Source organism: Oribacterium sp. oral taxon 108 str. F0425 (assembly GCF_000214455.1).
Classification (GTDB): domain Bacteria; phylum Bacillota; class Clostridia; order Lachnospirales; family Lachnospiraceae; genus Oribacterium; species Oribacterium asaccharolyticum.
In genome coordinates, this window is record NZ_AFIH01000001.1 from 597,002 (window position 1) to 617,791 (window position 20,790).

The 20,790-nt window shown below is 44.6% G+C and carries 20 protein-coding genes; 11 read left to right on the top strand and 9 right to left on the bottom strand.

Features of this window, described 5'->3' with window-relative positions:
• The first annotated feature begins 51 nt into the window (after positions 1 to 51).
• The 3 genes from HMPREF9124_RS02990 (at position 52) to HMPREF9124_RS03000 (ending at position 3,028) form a co-directional block, all read left to right on the top strand.
• Positions 52 to 957 (top strand): carbohydrate ABC transporter permease, encoded by a 906-nt coding sequence (locus HMPREF9124_RS02990; protein ID WP_009429449.1) that lies wholly within the window; start codon positions 52 to 54, stop codon positions 955 to 957.
• A gap of 18 nt (positions 958 to 975) precedes the next feature.
• The gene (locus tag HMPREF9124_RS02995; RefSeq protein ID WP_009427859.1) at positions 976 to 1,803 is read left to right on the top strand and encodes a carbohydrate ABC transporter permease; all 828 of its coding nucleotides are present in this window, start codon (positions 976 to 978) and stop codon (positions 1,801 to 1,803) included.
• Positions 1,804 to 1,906: 103 nt separating this feature from the next.
• A complete protein-coding gene (locus HMPREF9124_RS03000; RefSeq protein ID WP_242821546.1) occupies positions 1,907 to 3,028 on the top strand; it encodes a DUF4349 domain-containing protein in 1,122 nt (373 codons plus the stop codon).
• 50 nt (positions 3,029 to 3,078) lie between these two features.
• Here the strand turns inward: HMPREF9124_RS03000 and csrA are convergent, their stop codons facing one another.
• From csrA to HMPREF9124_RS03020, 4 genes are all read right to left on the bottom strand, one after another.
• The gene (csrA, locus tag HMPREF9124_RS03005) at positions 3,079 to 3,327 is read right to left on the bottom strand and encodes a carbon storage regulator CsrA (protein WP_009429325.1); all 249 of its coding nucleotides are present in this window, start codon (positions 3,325 to 3,327) and stop codon (positions 3,079 to 3,081) included.
• Between the two features lie 48 nt (positions 3,328 to 3,375).
• Positions 3,376 to 3,837 (bottom strand): flagellar assembly protein FliW, encoded by a 462-nt coding sequence (gene fliW / locus HMPREF9124_RS03010; protein WP_009428540.1) that lies wholly within the window; start codon positions 3,835 to 3,837, stop codon positions 3,376 to 3,378.
• Between the two features lie 36 nt (positions 3,838 to 3,873).
• Positions 3,874 to 4,440, bottom strand: a complete 567-nt coding sequence (locus tag HMPREF9124_RS03015; RefSeq protein ID WP_009429467.1) for a hypothetical protein — start codon at positions 4,438 to 4,440, stop codon at positions 3,874 to 3,876.
• 212 nt (positions 4,441 to 4,652) lie between these two features.
• Positions 4,653 to 5,882, bottom strand: a complete 1,230-nt coding sequence (locus tag HMPREF9124_RS03020) for a hypothetical protein (protein WP_009429944.1) — start codon at positions 5,880 to 5,882, stop codon at positions 4,653 to 4,655.
• 253 nt (positions 5,883 to 6,135) lie between these two features.
• Here HMPREF9124_RS03020 and HMPREF9124_RS03025 point away from each other — a divergent pair, with 253 nt between their 5' ends.
• Positions 6,136 to 7,140 carry an asparaginase gene (locus HMPREF9124_RS03025; RefSeq protein WP_009537401.1) on the top strand — a complete coding sequence of 335 codons (1,005 nt, stop codon included), beginning with the start codon at positions 6,136 to 6,138 and terminating at the stop codon, positions 7,138 to 7,140.
• A 147-nt stretch (positions 7,141 to 7,287) separates the two neighbouring features.
• On the opposite strand, the gene HMPREF9124_RS03030 is transcribed toward HMPREF9124_RS03025, so the two are convergent.
• The 5 genes from HMPREF9124_RS03030 to HMPREF9124_RS03050 all read right to left on the bottom strand — a co-directional run bounded on the left by HMPREF9124_RS03030 (position 7,288) and on the right by HMPREF9124_RS03050 (position 12,696).
• Entirely contained in the window at positions 7,288 to 8,310 is a 1,023-nt protein-coding gene (locus HMPREF9124_RS03030) for a cation diffusion facilitator family transporter (RefSeq protein ID WP_009427855.1), read from the bottom strand.
• A gap of 84 nt (positions 8,311 to 8,394) precedes the next feature.
• The gene (locus tag HMPREF9124_RS03035) at positions 8,395 to 9,735 is read right to left on the bottom strand and encodes a DUF1576 domain-containing protein (protein ID WP_036597602.1); all 1,341 of its coding nucleotides are present in this window, start codon (positions 9,733 to 9,735) and stop codon (positions 8,395 to 8,397) included.
• Positions 9,736 to 10,054: 319 nt separating this feature from the next.
• Positions 10,055 to 11,890: a flagellar hook-associated protein FlgK gene (locus HMPREF9124_RS03040; protein WP_009427750.1), complete on the bottom strand. Its 1,836-nt coding sequence runs from the start codon at positions 11,888 to 11,890 to the stop codon at positions 10,055 to 10,057.
• 44 nt (positions 11,891 to 11,934) lie between these two features.
• On the bottom strand, positions 11,935 to 12,372 hold the full coding sequence (locus HMPREF9124_RS03045) for a hypothetical protein (protein WP_009429465.1): 438 nt from the start codon (positions 12,370 to 12,372) through the stop codon (positions 11,935 to 11,937).
• Positions 12,373 to 12,384: 12 nt separating this feature from the next.
• Positions 12,385 to 12,696 carry a flagellar biosynthesis anti-sigma factor FlgM gene (locus tag HMPREF9124_RS03050; protein ID WP_036597605.1) on the bottom strand — a complete coding sequence of 104 codons (312 nt, stop codon included), beginning with the start codon at positions 12,694 to 12,696 and terminating at the stop codon, positions 12,385 to 12,387.
• A gap of 265 nt (positions 12,697 to 12,961) precedes the next feature.
• On the opposite strand from HMPREF9124_RS03050, the gene HMPREF9124_RS03055 reads away from it, so the two are divergent.
• The 7 genes from HMPREF9124_RS03055 to HMPREF9124_RS03085 all read left to right on the top strand — a co-directional run bounded on the left by HMPREF9124_RS03055 (position 12,962) and on the right by HMPREF9124_RS03085 (position 20,764).
• The gene (locus HMPREF9124_RS03055; protein ID WP_009428735.1) at positions 12,962 to 14,368 is read left to right on the top strand and encodes a hypothetical protein; all 1,407 of its coding nucleotides are present in this window, start codon (positions 12,962 to 12,964) and stop codon (positions 14,366 to 14,368) included.
• Between the two features lie 73 nt (positions 14,369 to 14,441).
• Positions 14,442 to 14,777 carry an EscU/YscU/HrcU family type III secretion system export apparatus switch protein gene (locus tag HMPREF9124_RS03060; RefSeq protein ID WP_009428179.1) on the top strand — a complete coding sequence of 112 codons (336 nt, stop codon included), beginning with the start codon at positions 14,442 to 14,444 and terminating at the stop codon, positions 14,775 to 14,777.
• A gap of 37 nt (positions 14,778 to 14,814) precedes the next feature.
• Positions 14,815 to 16,296 carry an N-acetylmuramoyl-L-alanine amidase family protein gene (locus HMPREF9124_RS03065; protein WP_009429747.1) on the top strand — a complete coding sequence of 494 codons (1,482 nt, stop codon included), beginning with the start codon at positions 14,815 to 14,817 and terminating at the stop codon, positions 16,294 to 16,296.
• A gap of 17 nt (positions 16,297 to 16,313) precedes the next feature.
• Positions 16,314 to 17,651 carry an N-acetylmuramoyl-L-alanine amidase family protein gene (locus HMPREF9124_RS03070; RefSeq protein WP_009429249.1) on the top strand — a complete coding sequence of 446 codons (1,338 nt, stop codon included), beginning with the start codon at positions 16,314 to 16,316 and terminating at the stop codon, positions 17,649 to 17,651.
• 105 nt (positions 17,652 to 17,756) lie between these two features.
• Positions 17,757 to 18,650, top strand: a complete 894-nt coding sequence (locus HMPREF9124_RS12545) for a lytic transglycosylase domain-containing protein (RefSeq protein ID WP_009429428.1) — start codon at positions 17,757 to 17,759, stop codon at positions 18,648 to 18,650.
• Positions 18,651 to 18,739: 89 nt separating this feature from the next.
• Positions 18,740 to 19,369, top strand: coding sequence for a PilZ domain-containing protein (locus tag HMPREF9124_RS03080; RefSeq protein WP_009428421.1), 630 nt, complete (start codon positions 18,740 to 18,742; stop codon positions 19,367 to 19,369).
• A 129-nt stretch (positions 19,370 to 19,498) separates the two neighbouring features.
• A complete protein-coding gene (locus HMPREF9124_RS03085) occupies positions 19,499 to 20,764 on the top strand; it encodes a tetratricopeptide repeat-containing glycosyltransferase family 2 protein (RefSeq protein ID WP_009428936.1) in 1,266 nt (421 codons plus the stop codon).
• Positions 20,765 to 20,790: the final 26 nt, after the last annotated feature.

Sequence of the window (20,790 nt, forward strand, 5' to 3'; positions counted from 1 at the left end):
ATCCCGGGAGAGATGTACTTCCGGGATAGCTTTTCCAAGTAAGGAGCAACTATGAATTCACAAGAGAAAAAGGCAGGGTTATCCTGGAAGATAAAGGATTGGATTGCAGGCTATGTTTTTATTGCGCCGGTCACGATTGGACTGACGGTCTTTTACATTTGGCCCTTCCTGCAGAACTTTTGGTTCAGTTTTAATGATGTAAACAAGTTCAATGTGACACACTTTATCGGCCTCGAGAACTACAAGCAGCTGCTTTCCGATCCGGAAGTTTTTCAGACCTTCGGGAATACGCTGAAGTATGTTGTGGTGACCGTACCGGTAGGCTTGTTTCTTTCTCTTGTGACTGCAGCGCTCTTGAATTCCAACATTAAGGGAAAGTCCCTTTACAGAACTTTGTATTTTCTCCCGTCCGTAACCATGGCGGCAGCGGTTGCGATGGTTTGGAAATGGGTATTTAACGGGCAGATGGGAATCTTAAATTCCATCATTACTTCCCTGGGAGGCCCGCGTATAGGTTGGCTGATTGATCCTAAGCTGGCACTCTATGTTATCATGCTTGTAGGCTTATGGATGAGTGTCGGCTACAATATGATCATTCTCCTTGCCGGGATGCAGGGAATTTCCAAGACCTATTATGAGGCGGCGGCAATTGATGGCGCCGGCCCGATTACGCAATTTTTTAAGATTACCGTGCCGCTTCTTACGCCGACCATCTTCTTTGTGATGATCACCTCTATCATTAGCGGATTTCAGGTCTTTGACGTAGTTTACATGATGGTTGGAAAATTGAATCCTGCCTATGAGGCGACCCAGACCGTGGTAATGCTTTTCTATAGACAGGCTTTTGACTACGGCTATAAGGGGTATGCGGCGGCGATTTCCATTTTGATTTTTGGGGCGATTATGCTGGTAACGCTGATTCAGTTTGTTGTGCAGAAGAAATGGGTCAATTATTAGAAAGGAGGAGAGATAAGCATGAACAAGAAATTTTCCTGGAAAAAACTGTTCGTTCATCTGGTACTCATTGCCGGAATCGGTGTGACCATCTTCCCCTTTGTTTGGATGATTTTGACTTCCTTTAAGACAAGCGGAGAGGCTATGCAGGTTCCCCCGACAATTATTCCGAAGAAATTCATTACGACAGCCTACACACAGATTATCGGTTCGCTTCCCTTTGCACAGATTTATCTGAATACGATTATTTCCACGGTAATTACCGTATTGGCACAACTTCTCTTTTGCTCTATGGCGGGCTATGCCTTTGCACGGATTAAGTTTCCTTTTAAAAATGCCATTTTCATCCTGCTTCTTTCCGTCCTCATGGTGCCCGGACAGATTTTCCTTATCCCGCAGTATCTGATTATTCAGAAGATGGGGCTTTTGGATACGATACCGGCTCTTTTTATCCCGAATCTGTTTAGTGCCTTCGGGACCTTTCTTATGCGCCAGTTTTTCCTTTCCTTACCGGATGAGCTCGAGGAGGCAGCGATTATCGACGGTTGTAATCGCTATCAGATTTTTGGAAGAATCATGTTACCGCTGGTAAAACCGGGTCTTGTCACCTTGAGTATTTTCACCTTTAAGTTTGCCTGGAACGACTTTATGTGGCCGCTGATTGTGAATACTTCTCCCAAAAACATGATTTTAGGCCCTGCTCTTTCCACCTTGCAGGGGCAGTTTACTACGCAGTATCCCATGCAGATGGCAGGCGCGGTGATGGCGGTCATTCCTGTAATCCTGGTGTTCTTTATCTTCCAGAAGCAGTTTATTGAAGGCGTGGCACAGTCCGGCATTAAGGGATAGAGCTGTAAGAGCTTATCCTGTCTTCCTTTTTGTAACCGCCTTATATGCATTCTTGTCTTATAAAGTAGAATCATTGTTCGTGTAATTTTTTTTAGGGAGGAAAATGATGAAAAGAAAGATGCACAGCGGAAAACTGCGATTGGGAGCGATAGCGTTGTTAGTCACCCTGCTTTTCTCTTCTTGCGGAGGAGCAAAGCAAATGGCGTACGAGGACTATTTGTCCTCTGAATCGGCGGATAAGTCGGTAAGCGGATTGGGAGCTTCCGGTTCGGCAAAGGAAGAAACATCGGAGCTTTCAAAATCTGCAGAAGTAAAAGAAGTCTATGAGACAAGTGCGGACTCTTCCGGCTATGTGGAAAACGAGGTCCCGAACAATCCGGTAGAAGCCACCGAGGCAAATGTCAATCCGGCGGAGATTTCCGAAAAGAAAATTCGAACAGTCAATTTGTCGCTGGAATGTAAGAGCATGGAAGGCGCCGAAAAGGAACTGAAGGACAAGGTGAAGGCACAGGGCGGCTATATTGAGTCGGAGGACTACTCCGCAATCAGTCAGTGGAATGATACCAAGAGAATGAACTTTACCATTCGGCTTCCCAAGGGAAATGTAGACAGTTTTCTGGATTTTTTAAATGGAGAGGGAAGAATTCTTTCCAAGTCGGAAAATCTGCAGGATGTTCGGCTGCAGTATCGAGATGCCAAGAACCACATTAAGGCCTTGGAGACGGAGCAGGAGAGAATTCTTGCACTAATGGAAAAGGCGGAGACGGTAGACCAACTCATTGCACTGGAAAGCAGACTCACGGATATTCGTTATCAGTTGGATTCTTATAATTCTGAAATTCTGGACTATGACAACAAGGTGGATTTCAGTACGATATATCTGGAACTGCAGGAATCCATAGACGGAAAGATCAATCAAAGTGGAGATTACAGCTTCTTTGACCGGGTAAGAGACGGTTTTTTCCGAAATCTTTTCGAGATTCGGCTATTTTTCTCGGACTTAGCCCTCTTTGTACTGGTATTTATCCCGCAGATTCTTCTTGTCCTTCTTGCAATAATTGCAATTGTTTTTGCAAATAAAAAGTTGCTCAACCGGAAAAAGAAGGAAAAGAAGCCGGAACAGAATAAGGTCGAACAGAACAAGGTCGAGCAGGAAAAGAAAGAGCAGGAAAAGAAAGAGGAATTGCCCAATACGGAAGAGTCTTTACAGAAAGAGAAGGAATAAAACAAATTTGTTCCGACAATAAAAAAATCCCCTTTTGGGGGATTTTTTTATTATTCTGTGCTTCCTACAGAAAGCCTCTGCAAAAGACCGTTTTGCAAATTAAAGATTGCACTCTGATCCTTTGCTACAGCGGAACGATTTTCTTCCTCTGCATGGGAGAGTTCTTCACGTAGGATGGAAATATGCTTTGGAGCATCAATCGCGATACGCACTCCGTCTGCAGCGGTTTCAATCACTGTAAGGCGGATATTATCCCCGATTAAGATGCTTTCATTCTTTTTTCTTCTTAAGATTAACATGGTTTTCCTTCACCTCTTTCTCCCACATCCCTGTGGGATATTCGCATTTTATACTGCAGCTTTCTTTTCTTGAACAGAAGCGAAGCTGCCCAGGGTATGCTTATAGTCGTAGCCGCTAGATTCCAGTATCACTTGCATTCCCTTATGATTCTCGGGATTTATTACCAAAGGACACTTCAGATTCACGGTATTACTCAAATAATCTTCGCGTAAAACACAGGTTACATAGTAACTTAATTCTTCGGCACTCTTAACTCCTAAGTAACTAAGCTCCTCCTCTGTTAAGGTAGGCGCATAATCCGGATCTAAAGTAAAGGGATTGATTACCACAAACGCCAAGTTCGGGTCCTCCACTCCATGCAAAAGAAGAATGGTAGAGTCTTCTTCTTCGTTTAAACAAAGCGGAAGAAAATGTTGTACTTGACTGAAGCCGAAAAGCCCGTCAGGAAAGAAAAACAAATCCTTCTCTTCATAATCAATAACACCATAGTCTTTGGTATGTAATTGCATAATTTCCTCCATAGAATAATAATGAAACAGGATACACTAGCTTACTACGTCCATACTCGCGCCCATTTCAGGCGATTTTGGAAAATAAACAAAATCTCCAGTGTACTCAAACTTTACTTCCGGCATTTGGGTAATGATGGTCATATTCATCGCAGGAAGATAAGTGATTTCTCCCTGATGTACCCTCATCTCAAAGGCACCCCGGTCCTGTAGATAGCCGGCATTTTTCTCTTGTGATAAAGCCTGCCTTTCGGCATACGCTTCCAAATTTTCTGCGGCCGCGCGCTGCGTATTGCTTGCAGTGTAGAGATTCGGGGTAGCAGCCTTCTGCTTCGTAAGGGGTAAAGCTTCCGGATTTATCTCTTGTGCGGCTGAACTTTTATGCAAAGAAGCCTGTACATGTTGCGTGGCTCTTTGGTATTGAATATTGACTGCACGTTGAAAATCTCTATCGGATTTCCCGACGTTTCGAGATTCAATGGCACTTACGCGAAGCTCTCTCCCTCGCGCTTCGTCAAGTAAATCAGAGGGGACCAGCCTTCCGCCCATGGAGAGGTGGAGAGCTCTGAAGTCCGTTGTACTAATCTTTAAGACTTGTCCCATACGCGCCTCCCTCTTAAAAACCCGTGTATTATGCGGAAGAAAAGCATCTCCGCATAAAGCGGGTTGTCAGGAATAAAAACATTTCAGAAAAATGTTTCCACTCAGGAAGAGTAAAACTCAATCCTTTCAGGAAGAGTAAAACTCAATCCTTTCAGAAAGAGTTTTACCCCTTGCTCTCTTGGTCAGGTTAATGGAGAGATGACCATATTTTTTTATCTACCTACAAAATCAAACAAAGAAGATTGCATGATATTTGCCCCCACCTTCATGGCTGCATTGTAGCTGTATTGGTAGGAATACATCTTTACCACTGCATCATAAGGGTCGATGGCCAGTTTAGAGCTGTATTCAGCTTGCAGGGTATCCATAGTGATGTCCAGCTTAGACTGTGTTGCTTCTAATGCGGCATACTTAATACCCAAAACGCGGTAGGTGTCGCTGACCCTGGACTCCGAATCATCATTTTGATTGATGAAGTCGGAAAGGTCTTTATGAAAACGCTCTTTTGCGGTAGACACATTGGTGTTCGTTTTTAAAGCTTTCACATAGTTGTGGGTAGTCAGAACACTCTTAGACAATAGTGCTACAGGAGAATTCATGAGGGAATCTTCCTCTGCCACTACCGGACCGCCGTTACTTGCTCCTTTAATGCGGTTGATGGCATCTGTGTCGCTTAGGCCCTTCAGTGTATCGGAGGAAAGACCGGTAATCATGTTCAAGCCTCCGGTATAGGTATCAAGAAGGGTGCTGCGGTCACGAAGGGAACCGTAACCGGTACTCATCTTGCCTTGTTCTCTCATGGCGGAGAGAATCAATTTCAGCGTGTCTCCCTCTCCCAGTGCCGTGCCGTCGCTCGCTTTTCCGGAAAATTCATTTTTATAATTGGTTCCGTCATAGCTGTATTTGATGTTCAGCTCGGTCGCTTTTTCATCTCCCGGAAATTTGTGGGAATAAGTCAAGGTAACACTGGGCGGCGCACCGTCCAAATCCTCCTTTAAAGAGAAGGGGACGGTAGTCATATCATTTCCTCCATAGACATAGAAGTTGTCATACTGGGAATTTAAGGTGTTGACTACAGAATGCAATCTCTGGGTAAACTCCGACTCAAAGGTTTCCACGGTAGATGCATTTGCATTGGTTGTGTCATTTTTTAAATTGACTACTTTCGTATTTACGGTACGCATATCATCCTGGATACTGAGCGCCCCTTTTTCCTGCTGATATAAACGGTTCTTTACATCATCGATAATGGTTTTTTTCGCTTCAGCATCACTGTGCTGATTTTCTATACGTTTTCCTGCATAATAAGCAATGGGGTCTTCCTTGGCCTCATTGAATTTTCTTCCGTTTCCGACCTGCTCCATGGATTTGTTTAATTTGGTGTGCAAATCGTTTACGGATTTAGCATAATCTTGATAATAAGTCCTTGCGGTTACTCTCATTTTCTACTCCTCTATGATGGTAAGAGTCTTCAAAAAACACTTCTTTCTTTCAAGATATATATCGTTCGAGTCCCGCAAAACTATAAGTGAAATGCAAAACTTGTCTTATAAAAATGCAGTTTCCGGGAGTTTATGAGTTTATTTCTTTTTGGAAAACATAGTAGTATACAGCTTATCGGAAAACATGGTAGTATACTGCTTATCGGAACAGATATAATGTTAGATAGGGAAAAGGATGCGGGAGACGGAGAGAATGAAAAAGCTATTACTGATTGGAACAGGAGGTACAATTGCCTCCAGGGAGACGGGAGACGGACTGAGCCCGGGACTGCAAGCGGAGGAAATCGTGAGTTTCGTTCCGGAGGTGCGAAATCTTTGCGAAATCGAGGTTTTGCAGCTTTGCAACATTGACTCTACCAATATGAATCCGAAAATATGGAGAGAACTTGTACAGGCAATTAAGGAGAATTTTGACCGTTATGACGGTTTTGTGGTCTTACACGGAACAGATACAATGGCTTATACTTCCGCAGTCTTAAGCTATATGATTCAGCATTCTCGGAAACCCATTGTAGTGACGGGTTCACAGAAACCGATTGACCGGGAAGGAACGGATGCCCGAGTCAATCTGCGAGACAGTATTCTCTATGCTATGGATGATTATTCGGAAAATGTGGTTCTTATTTTTGACGGAAATGTAATTGCCGGAACCCGGGCAAAGAAAATGCAGGCACGTTCCTTTAATGCATTTCAAAGTGTGAATTTCCCGGTGCTTGCCAGAGTACAGGACGGAAGAATCATCCGCTATTTACCCTATATTCCGGAAAGGGAGCCGGTCCGATTCTTTACGGAAATCAGTGATTCCGTCTGTGTGTTCAAACTGATTCCCGGAACCAGACCGGAATTGCTTTCTTATCTCTTCGAGAACTATGACTGTATTGTGATAGAGAGCTTCGGTGTGGGCGGAATCCCCGATGCCCTTTTAGATACCGTATACAGAGAAATGAATAAGTGGAAAGAATCCGGAAAGGTGCTCGTCATGGCCACCCAGGTCATGAATGAAGGCTCCAATATGGAAATCTATCGGGTCGGCCAGAAGATTAAGAAAGACTTTCAACTTATTGAAGCTTACGATATGACACTGGAAGCGGTGGTCACGAAGCTCATGGTGCTCTTGAAACAATACGGGAAATCCTATGAGGCATTGCAGAAGGCGTTTTACCGGGAGGTCAATCACGATATTCTTTGCGCAGTCTGAAAGCCGTTTTCATCAACACGTTTTGTCCTATAAGCCTATAACCCTATAACCCTAAAAACATGATTATAGCATTATAAAAGCGGGATGCCGTGAGGCGTCCCGCTCTTTGTTCATAACGAGTATCGTTCGCAAAGTGTGTGGCGATTTTTAGCTTATATCATAATCTTCCGTAATACGAAAATGATAGAGAGGGAATTTTTCACTTAGCTCGTGCTTTATCGCTTCTGCCAGTCCGTGTCTATCCTTTTCTTCATAAGCGATAACTAGATCCATTTCGATTGTATCTGTTTCCTTTTGCAAATAGAATCCGTGCATTTGCAGGATATGCTCCTTACTGAGAACGATTTCTTCTACTTCCTTTTGTAATTTGGATAGTTCCGGATTTTCAGAGTTTCGAGAGTAGATACTGATGCCGGACAGGATGATGTTAAACTTTTGAAAAATTTGTTTTTCGATTTTTCTCATCAGCCCGTCCAACTCTTTGGCAGTCATATTTTCATTTACTTCTATATGGGTAGAAGCCAGATAAGTATCCGGACCGTAATTGTGAAAGAGTAAATCGTAGCATCCCAAAACACTGTCAATCCCGCTCACTTCAGCCTTGATTTCCTCGGAAAGCCTGCTGTCCACTCTTTCCCCGAGAATCTGAGAGAGCGTATCCCGAAGTAAGTCAAATCCGGCTTTTAAAATAAAAACGGATATCACAAGGCCAAGATAGGATTCTAAAGAGAGCCCGGTGAAACGGAAGAGCAGGGCGGATAAAAATACAGAGAGGGAAAGGATGGCATCGTGCCCTGCGTCCTCACCACTTGCGATGAGGTTATCCGAGTGAACTTTTTCGCCGGTCTTCTTCACATAGTGTCCTAAAAAGAATTTTACCAGGACCGCCACAAAGATAATCAAAAGAGAAACGGTGCTATAGTCCGGTTTTTCAGGATGCAGAATCTTCTTTATGGATTCAATCAGGGAAGTTATCCCGGCGTAAAGTACTAAAATACTGATGATGCTTGCTGTAAGGTATTCCACCCTGCCGTAACCTAAGGGATGCTTTTTATCCGCGGGACGCCCCGCAAGTCTTGTTCCGACAATGGTGATAACGGAGGAGAGGGCGTCGGAGAGGTTGTTTACCGCGTCCAGGGTAATGGCGATGGAATGGGAAAGAATTCCCACAACGGCTTTAAATGCTGCTAAAAAAGATTGGCGATGATTCCGAGTATACTGGTTTGAACAATAATTTTTTCTCTGTTTTCCAATTTATTTTCCTTCATTTTTGTAAAGTGCACTTGGCTTCATGCGGCTTCGAACCGCCTGAATAATCGGCACTAGGAAGAGGGCAACAATTCCGCCGGCAAAGCCGTTGTTATAAAGGTTTGTACCATTATAGACGGCACCGACATTTAAGGCTACGGAAGAGTGCAGGAAGCCGGCTGCGATACCCCAGAAGATGCCGAAGTCTCCCGTAATGGGCGCTAAAGTAGTGGAGAGAATCAAGGTGAGAGTGGCGCTGGGATCCCGCAGATCCCAAATTTTTAAATAGCTTGCAATAATGACGCCCAAAAGAACAGGAAGGATATTTCGGATATGCTTCCCCAGGGCACTGAATCCGACTACGCAGAAGATAGAGCCGATAGTCGGACCGTTAAAATCTCCCCCGACAGCAAAAAGAAGGACAGTCATAAGCAGTCCGTTAATACCCATATTCAGGATGGTGGGATAGTCTCCGTATTTTTTCAGGAAGTCCGTCCCTCCCTGTCCGCTTTCTTTGAGCAATTCCCTATAAGAAGACACCGTATCATCTCCACCCAGAATGAGGGTGATGAGAATCAGAGTCAGGAAGAGGGAGAGAAGGCTGAAGAAGCCGAAGGGTCTGTGCGAGCTGTCCCAAAGCAGACGAGATTCGATTTTTGCACCGAAGGACTTCATCAGAGAAGTTACAATAATGGCGATAATCCCGCAGGAAAAACCGACATTGTAGAGGGAATATCCCATATGCGCATGCTTTGTATGCAGGGAAATGGGGACCAAAACATAGCCGATAACGATTCCGACAGCAATGGCAAGAAGCAGTTGCCCGAAAAAGAGGAAGTTCTTCATCAGGATAATCTGCGTAATGATAGGTGAGAGGGTGGTTCCGTAAAAGCCGATGTAGAGATACTTCTTAATAGGAACACGATGTACCTTGGCATAGAGGACATAGCCTATGAGGATAGACCAGATATTTAAAAGGTTCTTACCGAAGAGAGAAAAACCGAACATCAGACAGGCCGCTACGATACAGCTTCCGTCAAAGTCGGATTTTGCGATGCAGAGAATGCCTAGCGATAAAATGCTAAGACAACCCGCATTAAAGAAGGCTGCACCGACTCCGCCCACTACAAAATAATCGGAAATCAGGATATCCGGCTCCCGAACAATATTCCGAATGCCTGAAAAAATTTCCGAAAGGGGCTGTTGTGAGAGGCTGATCAGCATAAAATACAGCGGAACGGTACACATTAAGAGATATCTTTCCCAGTTTGGCAGGACATGGTGTAAAAGTTGGATGTTCTTCTGCACTTTTTCGTGCACGTCTTTTTGAAAAAAATGGAAGTTCATTCTTTTATCCCTTCTGTTTAGAGAGTAGAACCGTAATGCGGCAGAGATGATAAAAAATATAAGATTAGTGTAAAGGAAATAAGAATAAAAGGAAATAGGAAATCGGGTCGATACAATCGAAAAGTAGATAGATACAATCGGAAATCGGGTCGATACAATCGAAAAGTAGATAGATACAATCGGAAATCGGGTCAATACAATCGAAAAATAGACAGATACAAAAAATCGGGAGCGAGCAGGTTTTCCCGCTACACTCCCGATTCTATACGAGTATCGCTCGCGAAGTGCAAGGGATCTCGTTTGGAAAGCATATTCCATTTTATCTGCCGATGGAAAGCAAAGTTTCCAGAGTATTGTTTAAGGTGGTCATCAGTCTTGCTGCAGCATTGTAGGAAGACTGATAGGTCATCATGTTTGCCGCTTCCTCATCCAAGCTTACACCGGAAATCTGATCTCTGGAAGTATTGATTCCGTCCAGAACAGCTTTGTTAATGGTGTAAGAGTTGTTATTGGAATACGAATCCGTTGCCAGAGTAGTGGATAAGTTATTCATATAATCCGCATAGCTGGTCTTGGTATTGTTCATCTTCATCATGGGAGAGGTCATCTGCTCCAGCATTTCCAAAACCGTATCCGTGGTATCGCCCTGATTGGTCGTTGACGGATTGTTACGGAAACCGCGTGTTCCGATATGCGTTGTACCGTTTACCCAACCGCGGGAAATACCGATATTTGCTGCGGTTACCTCGGAAGGATCATTTCCGCCGGCCTTATCTTTGTTGATCATCAGAATATGATTCGGATTGGTCACGGGAGGGGTCTTCGTATAGTCCGTATTTCCCTTCTTGTTAATCTCATTCATATTCTTGGTAAAGGTTTCCGCAAGTAAATCCAGCTTTCCCATGTAATAATCATAGCTGTAAGCGGTCATTTCGTTGCTGGCTTTTAAGTCGGCAAGGTTAATCACACCGCCTCCGTGCACCAAGGCACGAACATCGGAAGTGGAAAGCATATCGAGGCTGGCCTGTACCGTTCCGGAAGCAAAACGAACATTCTTGGTATTCGTTGTAAACGCATCGTTGTTAAAGGTTCCCGGAGTAGCGGTTCTCTTGCTGTATCCGGTGAATTTCAGCTGCGTGTTCAGAGGATTATCCTGAGAATAGGCGGGCTGTGGCGGAACGGTTGCGGGAGTCGGGGTAGCAAGCTCTACCTTTCCGACATTCCGGTGTCTGCCTGTCGAATCCTGAAGGTTCCCGTCAATGGCACCGTTTACCAGGGTGATTTTCTTCACTTCGGCGCCGTTACCCGCACTGCTGTCCCGGTAAACAAGGTTTACGCGCAGGTCTTCCGGCCAGTCGGATCTTCCCGTGATGTTTCCGGCAGAATCATAATTATAGATTCTGTAACGGGTTTCCGTTCCGACAGTATATTCTTCCGAGAAACTTTCCGTTTCAATGGGAACATATTTGGAAAGCTCATCCAGTTTTTTATTTCTTTCATCCTGCAATTCCAAAACGGGACTTCCAAGAAGCTGATTTTTCTTGATTCGGGTATTTAAGTCACCGATTCCCTCAATCAGGCTGTTAATCTTCTGGATAGCACCGTTTTCCGAAGTGCCGGTTCCGTCAATCTTATGAAACTCATTCTTCTGTGCCTGCACGATACTTTCCGCAGCGGAATTCATGAGCGTAGTCATGGCCTGCACTCTGGACATGAGCTCCCCTTCGTATACCGGGTCCTGCACTTTGGAAGGATCCTGCATATTGGTCAAAGACTTCTGGATATTATCAAAGGAAGCACGAATACCGTCTACCTTAGTCTCGTCCAGGAAGAGGGAGAGAGATTTTAAAGACTCTCCGAGCCCCTCCGTATAGGCGGATCTTCCGTTTTGCGTACGATACTGTTTATCCAAAAACTGGTCGCGAAGTTGCCGTACGCCATCCATGCCTACACCGAAGCCTACATTTGTATCATTTGAATTCATATAGAAGGAAGTGGGGTTCTCATAGTTAATGGAAGAAGTTTTTAACTCCTGCCTTGTGTATCCTTCCGTATTCATGTTTGCCAGATTATGTCCCACAAGATCCAGCTTTTTTTGATTCATCCGGAGTGCGGACAGTGCCGTATCAAACCCGGCAAAGGTTGCTCTTACCATAAATCCTCCTTAAAAGGGGTAAAAAAATCAAAAAAAAATAACGCCTAGACTCTTCTGTCTCGAAAATTTGTTACTTCAGGTTTTCCCTCAAGCTGTAGAGAAATGTCGCTTAGGCGAACCTGCAATATTCTATCGGCGTTTTCCTTGGAATTTATAAAACGATTTAGATTTTTTTCCAGAGCTTCGATCTTCTCTGCCCATTCTTCCCTCTCTTCCTCCGGAATCTCTTTTAAGAGGGCGGAAAGAGAAGTGGGAGCAAGCCCAAGCTCCTTTTGTAATTTCTCTCGTTTTTTTTCTAATCCCTTGAAACGAAGCAAAGTGGGCTGGGCCTCTGTCACCAGGGCATTGATTTCCTCCTGTGCATCTTTGGATGCGGCAATACTTAAGGAGTCTTCAAAGTCACAAAGAGCAGAGACCAAAAGGGAAAGCTCCGAAATAACGGGAAGGAGTTCTTTCCACTTTTTATTATTTTCAATGGTCATCTTCTTTCTCCATTAATCCTTATAGCCTAAAATCTTCTCGGCAATACGCTGTGCATTCGGACGATAAGTACCGGACTGCACCTGCTGATGAAGTTCAGCAACTCTCTTGTCGGAAGCATTTACCTTTAAGGAATCTGCAGTAGCCTTGGATAAAGCGGCTACGAAGCTTCTGTCATCGATTGCCTTTCCCTTGGAAATAGACACGGTATCCTTGTCAACTTTTTGAATCGATTCTGTCTGCTCTGCGGGTTTGTTTACTAAGGACGCCTGACGTGTTTGATAGTCTACTCTAGTGTTTAAATCAGGTCTAATAGAAAAATTCATTTTGTCCTCCTATCGGCGTTCTCTTATGAGAGTCATCGCCTTTCATCATTCCGTTTCCGTCTCTTTGCCTTCCGCTTGAAAGCTTCTTGCATGGGGGAAACACTTGGGGTATACTCCAAAACATAAATTTAAAATTTATTGGAAATACCTTTCTTCCCCTACTATATCGACGATAAAAGTGTCGATATAAGTACTATACAGTTAAAATGTGAATTTTTTATAATTTTTTTCACGACAGGAACAATTTTACACTTTTGGAGGAAAAATGGCAAATATTTTACAAGTGGGATCTACTCCGGTTACCCCGGATACTTCAATACAGCATGGCAGGGTCACACCGGACTTGTCCGTTAAGAACCCCGTCAATCCCAATGCCGTCAATCGTGCAGACGGACAGGACACCGGACAGGCGGGAAGCTCTACGGCGGAAGGACATTTTTCCGGAGTTGACTTTGAAGGGAATTATGCCGCCTTTATCCGGACACTTTCCGAAACGGGAAATCTTCCTAAGGAAATGGAAACCGTTCTCTTCGGAGATGCCGCTATAGCCTTAAGTCAGAACAAGGGAGAAATCGGAGAAAGCATCAATGAACTTTTTTCCGCCCTGGAAATGGAAAGCCCGGAGGACTTGAAGGCCTTTTTGCAAAATCAACAACAGTCTCAAATTAAATTTTCGGGAAATCTCTTTAATAACCTGAGAGGGATGCTTAAAGAAAATATTTCTCCTTCCTTAAAGAATGCGATTTTCCGTTTTGCAAAAAGTTATAACGATTACAGCTCCTCCCCTCATTTTCTGGAGCAGTTAAAAACCATTTCGGAAGATATCGATAAATTATTACTGCCCTCTTTCCAGGGAGAGTTTGAGGATCTCCTCTCTCAAATGAATTTTGAGGAGAAAATGGGGCAGACGGAGGGAAACACTTCCTTAATTAATAAGCAGATTATTCCCTTCCTTTCCAATTATATTTCCAGAACCCATGATTACGGGGCAGTGCGAAATGCTGTAGTCCTTTTTATTCTCTATGCCGTAAAGTACGAAAACGGGTCGGAAGAGTCTCTTGTGAAAGAAAAGGAAGCCTTGATGAACAATCCGGATTTTCGCCTTCTGTTTAAGGGGGATCCGGAGGAAGCTTTTCAGGACAGCTTGCAGAACCTGGACAGGAAGTCACAAAATACTTTTCCGAAGCTTTTCAACCAATTTCTTCAGGCCGGTGCGGAGGGAAAGGCGGGAACGGAACATATTTCCCACTTCCAGGATGTGTTGAAAGGCCTTTTGGTAAATGAAAGCGTCTATATGCCGTTGCAGCACCTTGTCCTTCCTTTCCGTTATGAAGGAAAAGATGTGATGAGTGAGATGTGGGTAGAGCAGGAAGCGGAGGATTCCTCCGGCGGCAAGCTGACGAAGATGTTGTTGAAATTCTCCATTCCGAGTGTCGGTAACTTTGAAATGATTTCCGGAATAGCCAATATGCGTGTAGACATGAACCTGTATATGCCGGAAGATTTGATGGAGAAGCAGAAGGATGTGGAAGGAGTAGTTTCTACGATTTTACGTAGAAACGGGCTTTCCGTGGCGAATATCGGCATTTACAAAAAAACCAGAGATTTTCGGGTACAAGAGGTATTTCCGGAGATTAAAGAAGCGGAAAAAGGATTAAATGTAAGAATTTAGTCAAGTTTTCACTTCTATAAAGCTAAGAACTTGTCGATAAAGGAATAGAGTTCTTCAGAACAAAGGAGATAAGGTGACAGATTTTACCAGACTTATGGAGAAGAAGGCGGCTGCCTTAAAATATGACAGCGAGAAAAACGGTGCTCCGGTCATTGTTGCTGCAGGAATGGGCGAAATGGCGGAACGGATTACGGAAACGGCTATGAAGTCGGGAGTACCGGTCTATGAAGACGACAGTCTGGCGTCTCTGCTTACGCAGATGAAGCTGGGAGCGGAGATTCCCGAGGAACTTTTTCAGGCAATTGTAGAAATTTATATTTACTTTCTGGGCTTTACCGGAGATCCGGAAAAAGACAAGGAGGAAAGAGAAAAGAGGAGAGAAGAAAGAAAAAACGCACTCTCTTCTTAATAAAGTAGCCGTTTTTTACGGCCGGAAGAGGATGGAAATGAAGAGGATGCGGAATCATAATACAGGGATGGCTAAAAGAGAAGAAAGAATTACTTTACCGGGAAATAGCGGCAAGGGAGGATCTCTTTTGCATCTCCTTTGGAAAAGGCAGGTGTTTTTACTACTGTGCCTTTTTTTCGTGCTGCTTTTCAGAGAAAAGGTTTTTGCCGGAACCTCTCCGATTAAAAATATACGAATCAATATTAATTCCAAACTGGAAACAGGAGATTCCCCCGGGGATATTAAGCTCACGGTGGAAGAGACGGCCAAGCATGAGGTCGGCGTCGGCGCAAAGAGCAGTCTTTTTACGGTAAGTTCCGCGGAGTGGGGAGGAAGACAGGTCCCCTTTGTCTCTGTTGGAGATGAACTGCAGATGGTGCTCACCTTAACGCCGGTAGACGTAACGGAATATTTCTTTTTGGGAGCGTATCAGGCAAGCAGCTTTCATATCGAGGGAGGATACTATGTCTCCTCGAAAAGAGAAGGAGATGACCTGGTTCTTACCGTAAAGGTGCGTGCGGTACAGGGAAGCTATGATGCTCCCTCTTCCGTGGACTGGAATGAAAGAACCCTCGGGATGGCTTTCTGGAATCCCGGAAAGGTGGATTCGGGTTTCTATCATGTGCAACTTTTTCGAAATGGCAGTCGAATCTATGAAATCGAAAGAGTGGCGGGAAATCAGTATAATTTTTATCCTTATATGACCAGACCCGGTCGTTATCAGTTAAAAGTCAAAACTTTGATCAAGAATGATGCGGAGAAAAAATATGCCAGAAACAGCGGCTATACCGAGTCCTCGGAACTGCAAATCGATGATCGGGATGTTTCAGACGGAAAAGGCAGGCTGGGAGACAAGGTTGTAGGCGGAACGGAGAAAAAAATCGGTTGGAATCAGGAAGGGAATACCTATATTTATCGTAAGCCGAGCGGAGAATTCCTGACAGGCTGGGGACTGATTGACGGCTACTGGTATTATTTTCTGCCGGATGGAAAGATGGTAAAGGGTTGGCAGAAGATTGACAACAAGTGGTTCTTCTTTAACTTAAACGGTTCCATGGCCGTGGGCTGGATTAAGGACAACGGGCAGTGGTATTATCTCGTGCCGGATACAGAGGCGGGAAACGGTTTGATAGCCGGAGAACTGCTCCCTGCAGGATGGCATGTCATCGGCGGAAGGTACTACTACATCGATCCGGACGGAAAGATGCACAAGGGCTGGGTCTTTGATCAGGGAAAATGGTATTACCTAAATGAGTTGGAAAATAGCCTGGAGGGCGTTATGTTTTCCGGGTTTGTGGTACGAAATGAAAAGACCTACTACTTGAATAAAAATGGAGCCATGGAGACCGGCTGGCTCAGTATAGACGGAAATTGGTACTATTTTCAGGAGGATAGCGGAGAAATGTTGAAGAACACGACGGTGGACGGCTTCCCTCTGAATGCGGACGGCATATTGGATCAAAATACTTTTACAAGATAAATTAGGGAGGAAGAGTGATGAAAAAGCAATGGCAAATGCAGGTGCATCCCGTGGACGGGAAAGAAATGCGGCAGGAAAAAAGAGAGCTTAGGGTTTTGGAACTGGCAGAAAGATCCATTTTATTTCTGCTTCTCCTTTGGATTTTTGTTTTTTCTCTTTCAGAAAGAGCAAGAGCGGCAGAGTCTTCCGTCATCGAATCCGTGGATATAAGCTTCCAAAGTGATTTTGGAGGACAGGAGGAAATCCAGTCACCGAATATCACCGTCCAGCAGAACGATGTGGAAATTGCGGATATTCATTATATAAAGAGTTATGACGCCTGGGTGCCCGGACAGAAGCTCAGAGTGGAAATCCTTTTAAAGGCAAAGGACGGAAAGGTTTTTGCGCGGAGTTTAAATCGGGACAAGGTGAAGGTAAACGGTGCAAATTATGTGGAAGCCGGTGAGCGAAAGGGGAACCAACTCATGGTGAAAGCGGACTTTATTCCGAAAATGGCTTTGGGAAACGTCCAGTATGCAGCATGGAATGCAGCGCATACCATGGGAATTTGGCAAAAGGTGCGCTTTGCCCCATCCTATACCGTGACGCTCTATGGAGACAACCAGCTGGTGAAGGAATATACCGGGGTCAAGACGACTTATGTGGACTTTGCACAGGATATGAAAGACTTATCCAAAGTCTATTATTATGAGGTAAAGGCTGCTCCTTTTACGGAGGAAGAGAAAAAATACTTTAAGGAAGGGCAGTTTGTCACCGCAACAACGGATGAGGTGGAGGAACCGAAAGGGGATAAACCTGCCGATTTGGATGAAGAAGACAATATAGAAGCCTACATCGCGGCAGGAAACGGAGTACTGCCCAATGCCTGGCGCTATGTGGGAAGACACTGGTACTTTATTGATGCACAGGGAAAGGTGAAGAAGGGCTGGCTCGAAAGAGGCGGAGAATGGTTCTTTTTGAATAACAGAAGCGGAGTCATGGAGACCGGACTGGTGGAAACCTCTACCGGCAAGTTTGCTTATTTCAAGCAGGACGGTACGATGATCAGCAATACCTGGTTACAGACCGGGCCGGATGTTTGGTACTATTTTGGTCTCGACGGCTATATGTATTACGGCTGGTGGAAGAATTCTGACGGAAACTGGTTTTATCTAAATCAAAGTTTAGGCGGAAAAATGCAGATTGGATGGTTGAAGTGGAATGAAAAATGGTATTATATGGATAAAAACGGCGTGATGCAAACCGGCTTCCGGGTCATCAACGGAAAGACCTACTATTTTAATGAATCGGGAGAAATGTTGACGAATACCACGGTCCAGGGAAAAAGACTTGGAGCGGACGGTGCGGCGGCATAAGAAAAAGAGAAGCGGAAGGCAGGCCTTCCGCTTATTTTTTTTATAGAGCTTGTCGATAGACTACTGTTTAGTATGATTTTTTATAGAAAAAGGGGTTTTTACAGCATGGCAAATGCAGTTTCCATACAGAACGGAATCCAGGGAGTCCTTAGCGGCGTTCGAAATAATGCCTTACAGACAACGACGCAGGGTGCATCCGGAACAAGCTTTCAGAATGTGCTGACCTCGGTAGCACAGGGAGCAAGAAAAACGGCGGCCCTTCCCAAGGGTGCAGCGCAATATGAAGCTATTTTTGATGAGGCGAGCAGGACCTACGGTGTGTCAAAGTCGCTTCTTCTTGCCGTAGCAAAACAGGAGTCCAACTTTAATGCAAATTCCGTTTCTCATGCCGGAGCACAGGGAATCATGCAGCTCATGCCCGGAACGGCCAAAACGCTGGGCGTAAAAAATGCCTTTGATCCTTACGAAAATATTATGGGAGGAGCCAAGCTCCTTCGGGACAATATCAAGAGCTTCGGATCGGTACCGCTTGCACTGGCAGCATACAATGCCGGTCCCGGAGCGGTGAAAAAGTACGGCGGGGTTCCACCTTACAAGGAGACACAGGACTATGTGAAGAAAATCATGGCGGATCTGGGAGACAGTGCCAACCGGGTGCAGAGCCATTTTGCCTATAAGGGTGAAAGCACAAGTTCTTCCGGAAGTACTGTGGGAGCTGCTACAACGGCCTTGGGATTGAATAGCGGTGATTTTGGAATTTCCGCAAATTCTTCATTACTTTCCATACTCGGCGGAGCAGGCGGCAATTCTCTTCTTCTTTCGGGCTTAATGCAATCTTTGCTCACAGGCGGCATTGCAAAGGGACAGGCAAGAGAAGCGGCAGCGGGAGATGGAGACCCTTCCACGGTGACAATCGATAAGCAAAGTTTTCAAAGCCTGCTTTCTCTTTTGCAGATGCAGATGATGATGCCTTCCCGTATCGGTGAAATCGGGGAATAAGCAGAAAGAACGGGATACTTAAGACTTTTTGGATAGAGCAAAGAGGAAGAGAGGAACGAAACAACTCGGATTGAATGAAGGAGCAGGAGATGGTTTTACGAGATTGTAAAAAAGGCATGGTGCATTGGCCGGAAGGCGATAGGAATATTCCCGTGCTGGTGGAAAAAAACGGGGATGAAATTCTTCTTTACTTTAAAGGCTATAAGTTTCAGGATACTCGATTTGTATCGGAGATTGATTTTTATGATTTACAAAAGGGCATGATTGTAACCTTGGCCGAAGTGGTTATGCGAAAAAATCCGGCTTTTCCGGAAAGCCCTTACCCCTGGATCGGGGTGTGCGACATCCGGGAGGTGCTTCGCATCGTACAAAGGCAGAATGATGTACGAGTGTCGGTGGCAATGGAACTTCCCTTTGTGAAAGAGAAGGAAAAAGACGATGAGGAGGAGTTGCACTTCTTCGGCATTATCAGAAATTTAAGCGCGGGCGGCATTTTCATGGAAACGAATGTGCCCTTGAAGGAAGACGATATTGTACGCTTTCACTACCGTTTTGACAAGATGGATAGAGAACTGAAGCTGGTGGTGGTTTGGATTAAAGCGGGTGAAAATGGAAGATACGGTTATGGTTTGCGTTTCCTTCGAATGAGCTTGGGGGAAGAATCGGAAGTCAGAAATCATGTATTCCGTTTAATATTTAAGAACAATAAAAAGATTTAGAGGAAAATAAGGATGAAAGCGAAGGAACGCGAGTTGAACAAGAAAGCGTGGAAGGATAGGAGGTTCTTCCATGTTTTTTCCGTTGCTTTAGCTTCATTTTGGAAGAGATAAGAAAGGGAAAGAATCAGCATGAAAATATCACAAGCCATGATCGTGAAGAACGAAGAAAAGAATATCGTACAGGCGCTTTCCTGGGGTAAAGGCGTTGTGTCGGAGCAAATTGTGGTGGACACGGGAAGTACCGATCGAACCGTGGAGATTGCGAAGAGTATGGGTGCGAAAGTCTATTTTTTCCCCTGGGAGGATGACTTTTCCAAGGCAAGGAATTTTGCAATCAGTAAATGCAAGTATCCCTGGATTGCCATGCTGGATGCCGATGAATATTTTCCGGAAGAGGATGCGAAGAAAATCAAGTATTATATCGGTCTGATTGATGATAATCCGAAAGTACACGGCATTTTAACAGCCATTGCGAATCTCGGAGAGAACGGACAGGTGGAATCCGTGGACAATACCATCCGTCTTTTCCGGAATCGAAAGGACATTTTTTATCGCCGGGCCATTCATGAACAGCTGACCCTTGCAGGGGGAGAGGACTTTTTCTCCGCAAATTGCAACAAAGACCTTACCGTGATTCATACCGGTTATCAATCCGCTGTTTTCACGGAAAAGATTCAATCCAATCGCAATCTGAACATTTTGAAGAAAGAACTGGAGAAAAATCCGGAAGACTTTGAAATGCATATTTACACGGGAATAGAATATTCTCTTCGGAAAATGTGGAAAGAAGCTTTGGAGCATTATCGAAAAGTTTATCCGAATATGCCTAAAGATTATGAAAACTATAAGATTATTTTGTCCATGGGCATGGCGGAGCATCTGAATGCCTTACATCAGTGGAGTGTGGAAGACAAGAGCAAGATGGAGGAGCTGACCCAAGAAGCGGAAGAACTTGTGGATTTGGGGAGAAAAATCATTCCGGAAGATGCGGATTATCTCTATCAGCTCAGCATTATGCATTACTTAAATCATCGATACGATAAGGTTATTCCGCTTCTTCTGGAAGCGCTCAAGAAGACGGAGGATGTCGGAGAAGGTACGGTTTCGCAAAGATTTCTGGCCGGCATTATCTCCGCTTACGGGATGCTCGCGGATTCTTATATGAATACGGGGAACTATAGGGAAGCGGTACATTATGCGACGGTTGTCTTAAAGGAAAAACCGCAGGAGGTGGAGATTTTAAGGATTCTGCTCTTTACCTTCTATTTGTCCCATACCCCGTGGGAAGAGGTAAGACAATTTTTACAGCCGATGTACGGAGAAGCGATGTCCTCCGTGGAGGCTCTTGCCAATAAACTGGGGTATGACACGGCATCTTCACAGGAATCCCGATAGAGTAAAAAGGTGATTTGAGAGGAAAC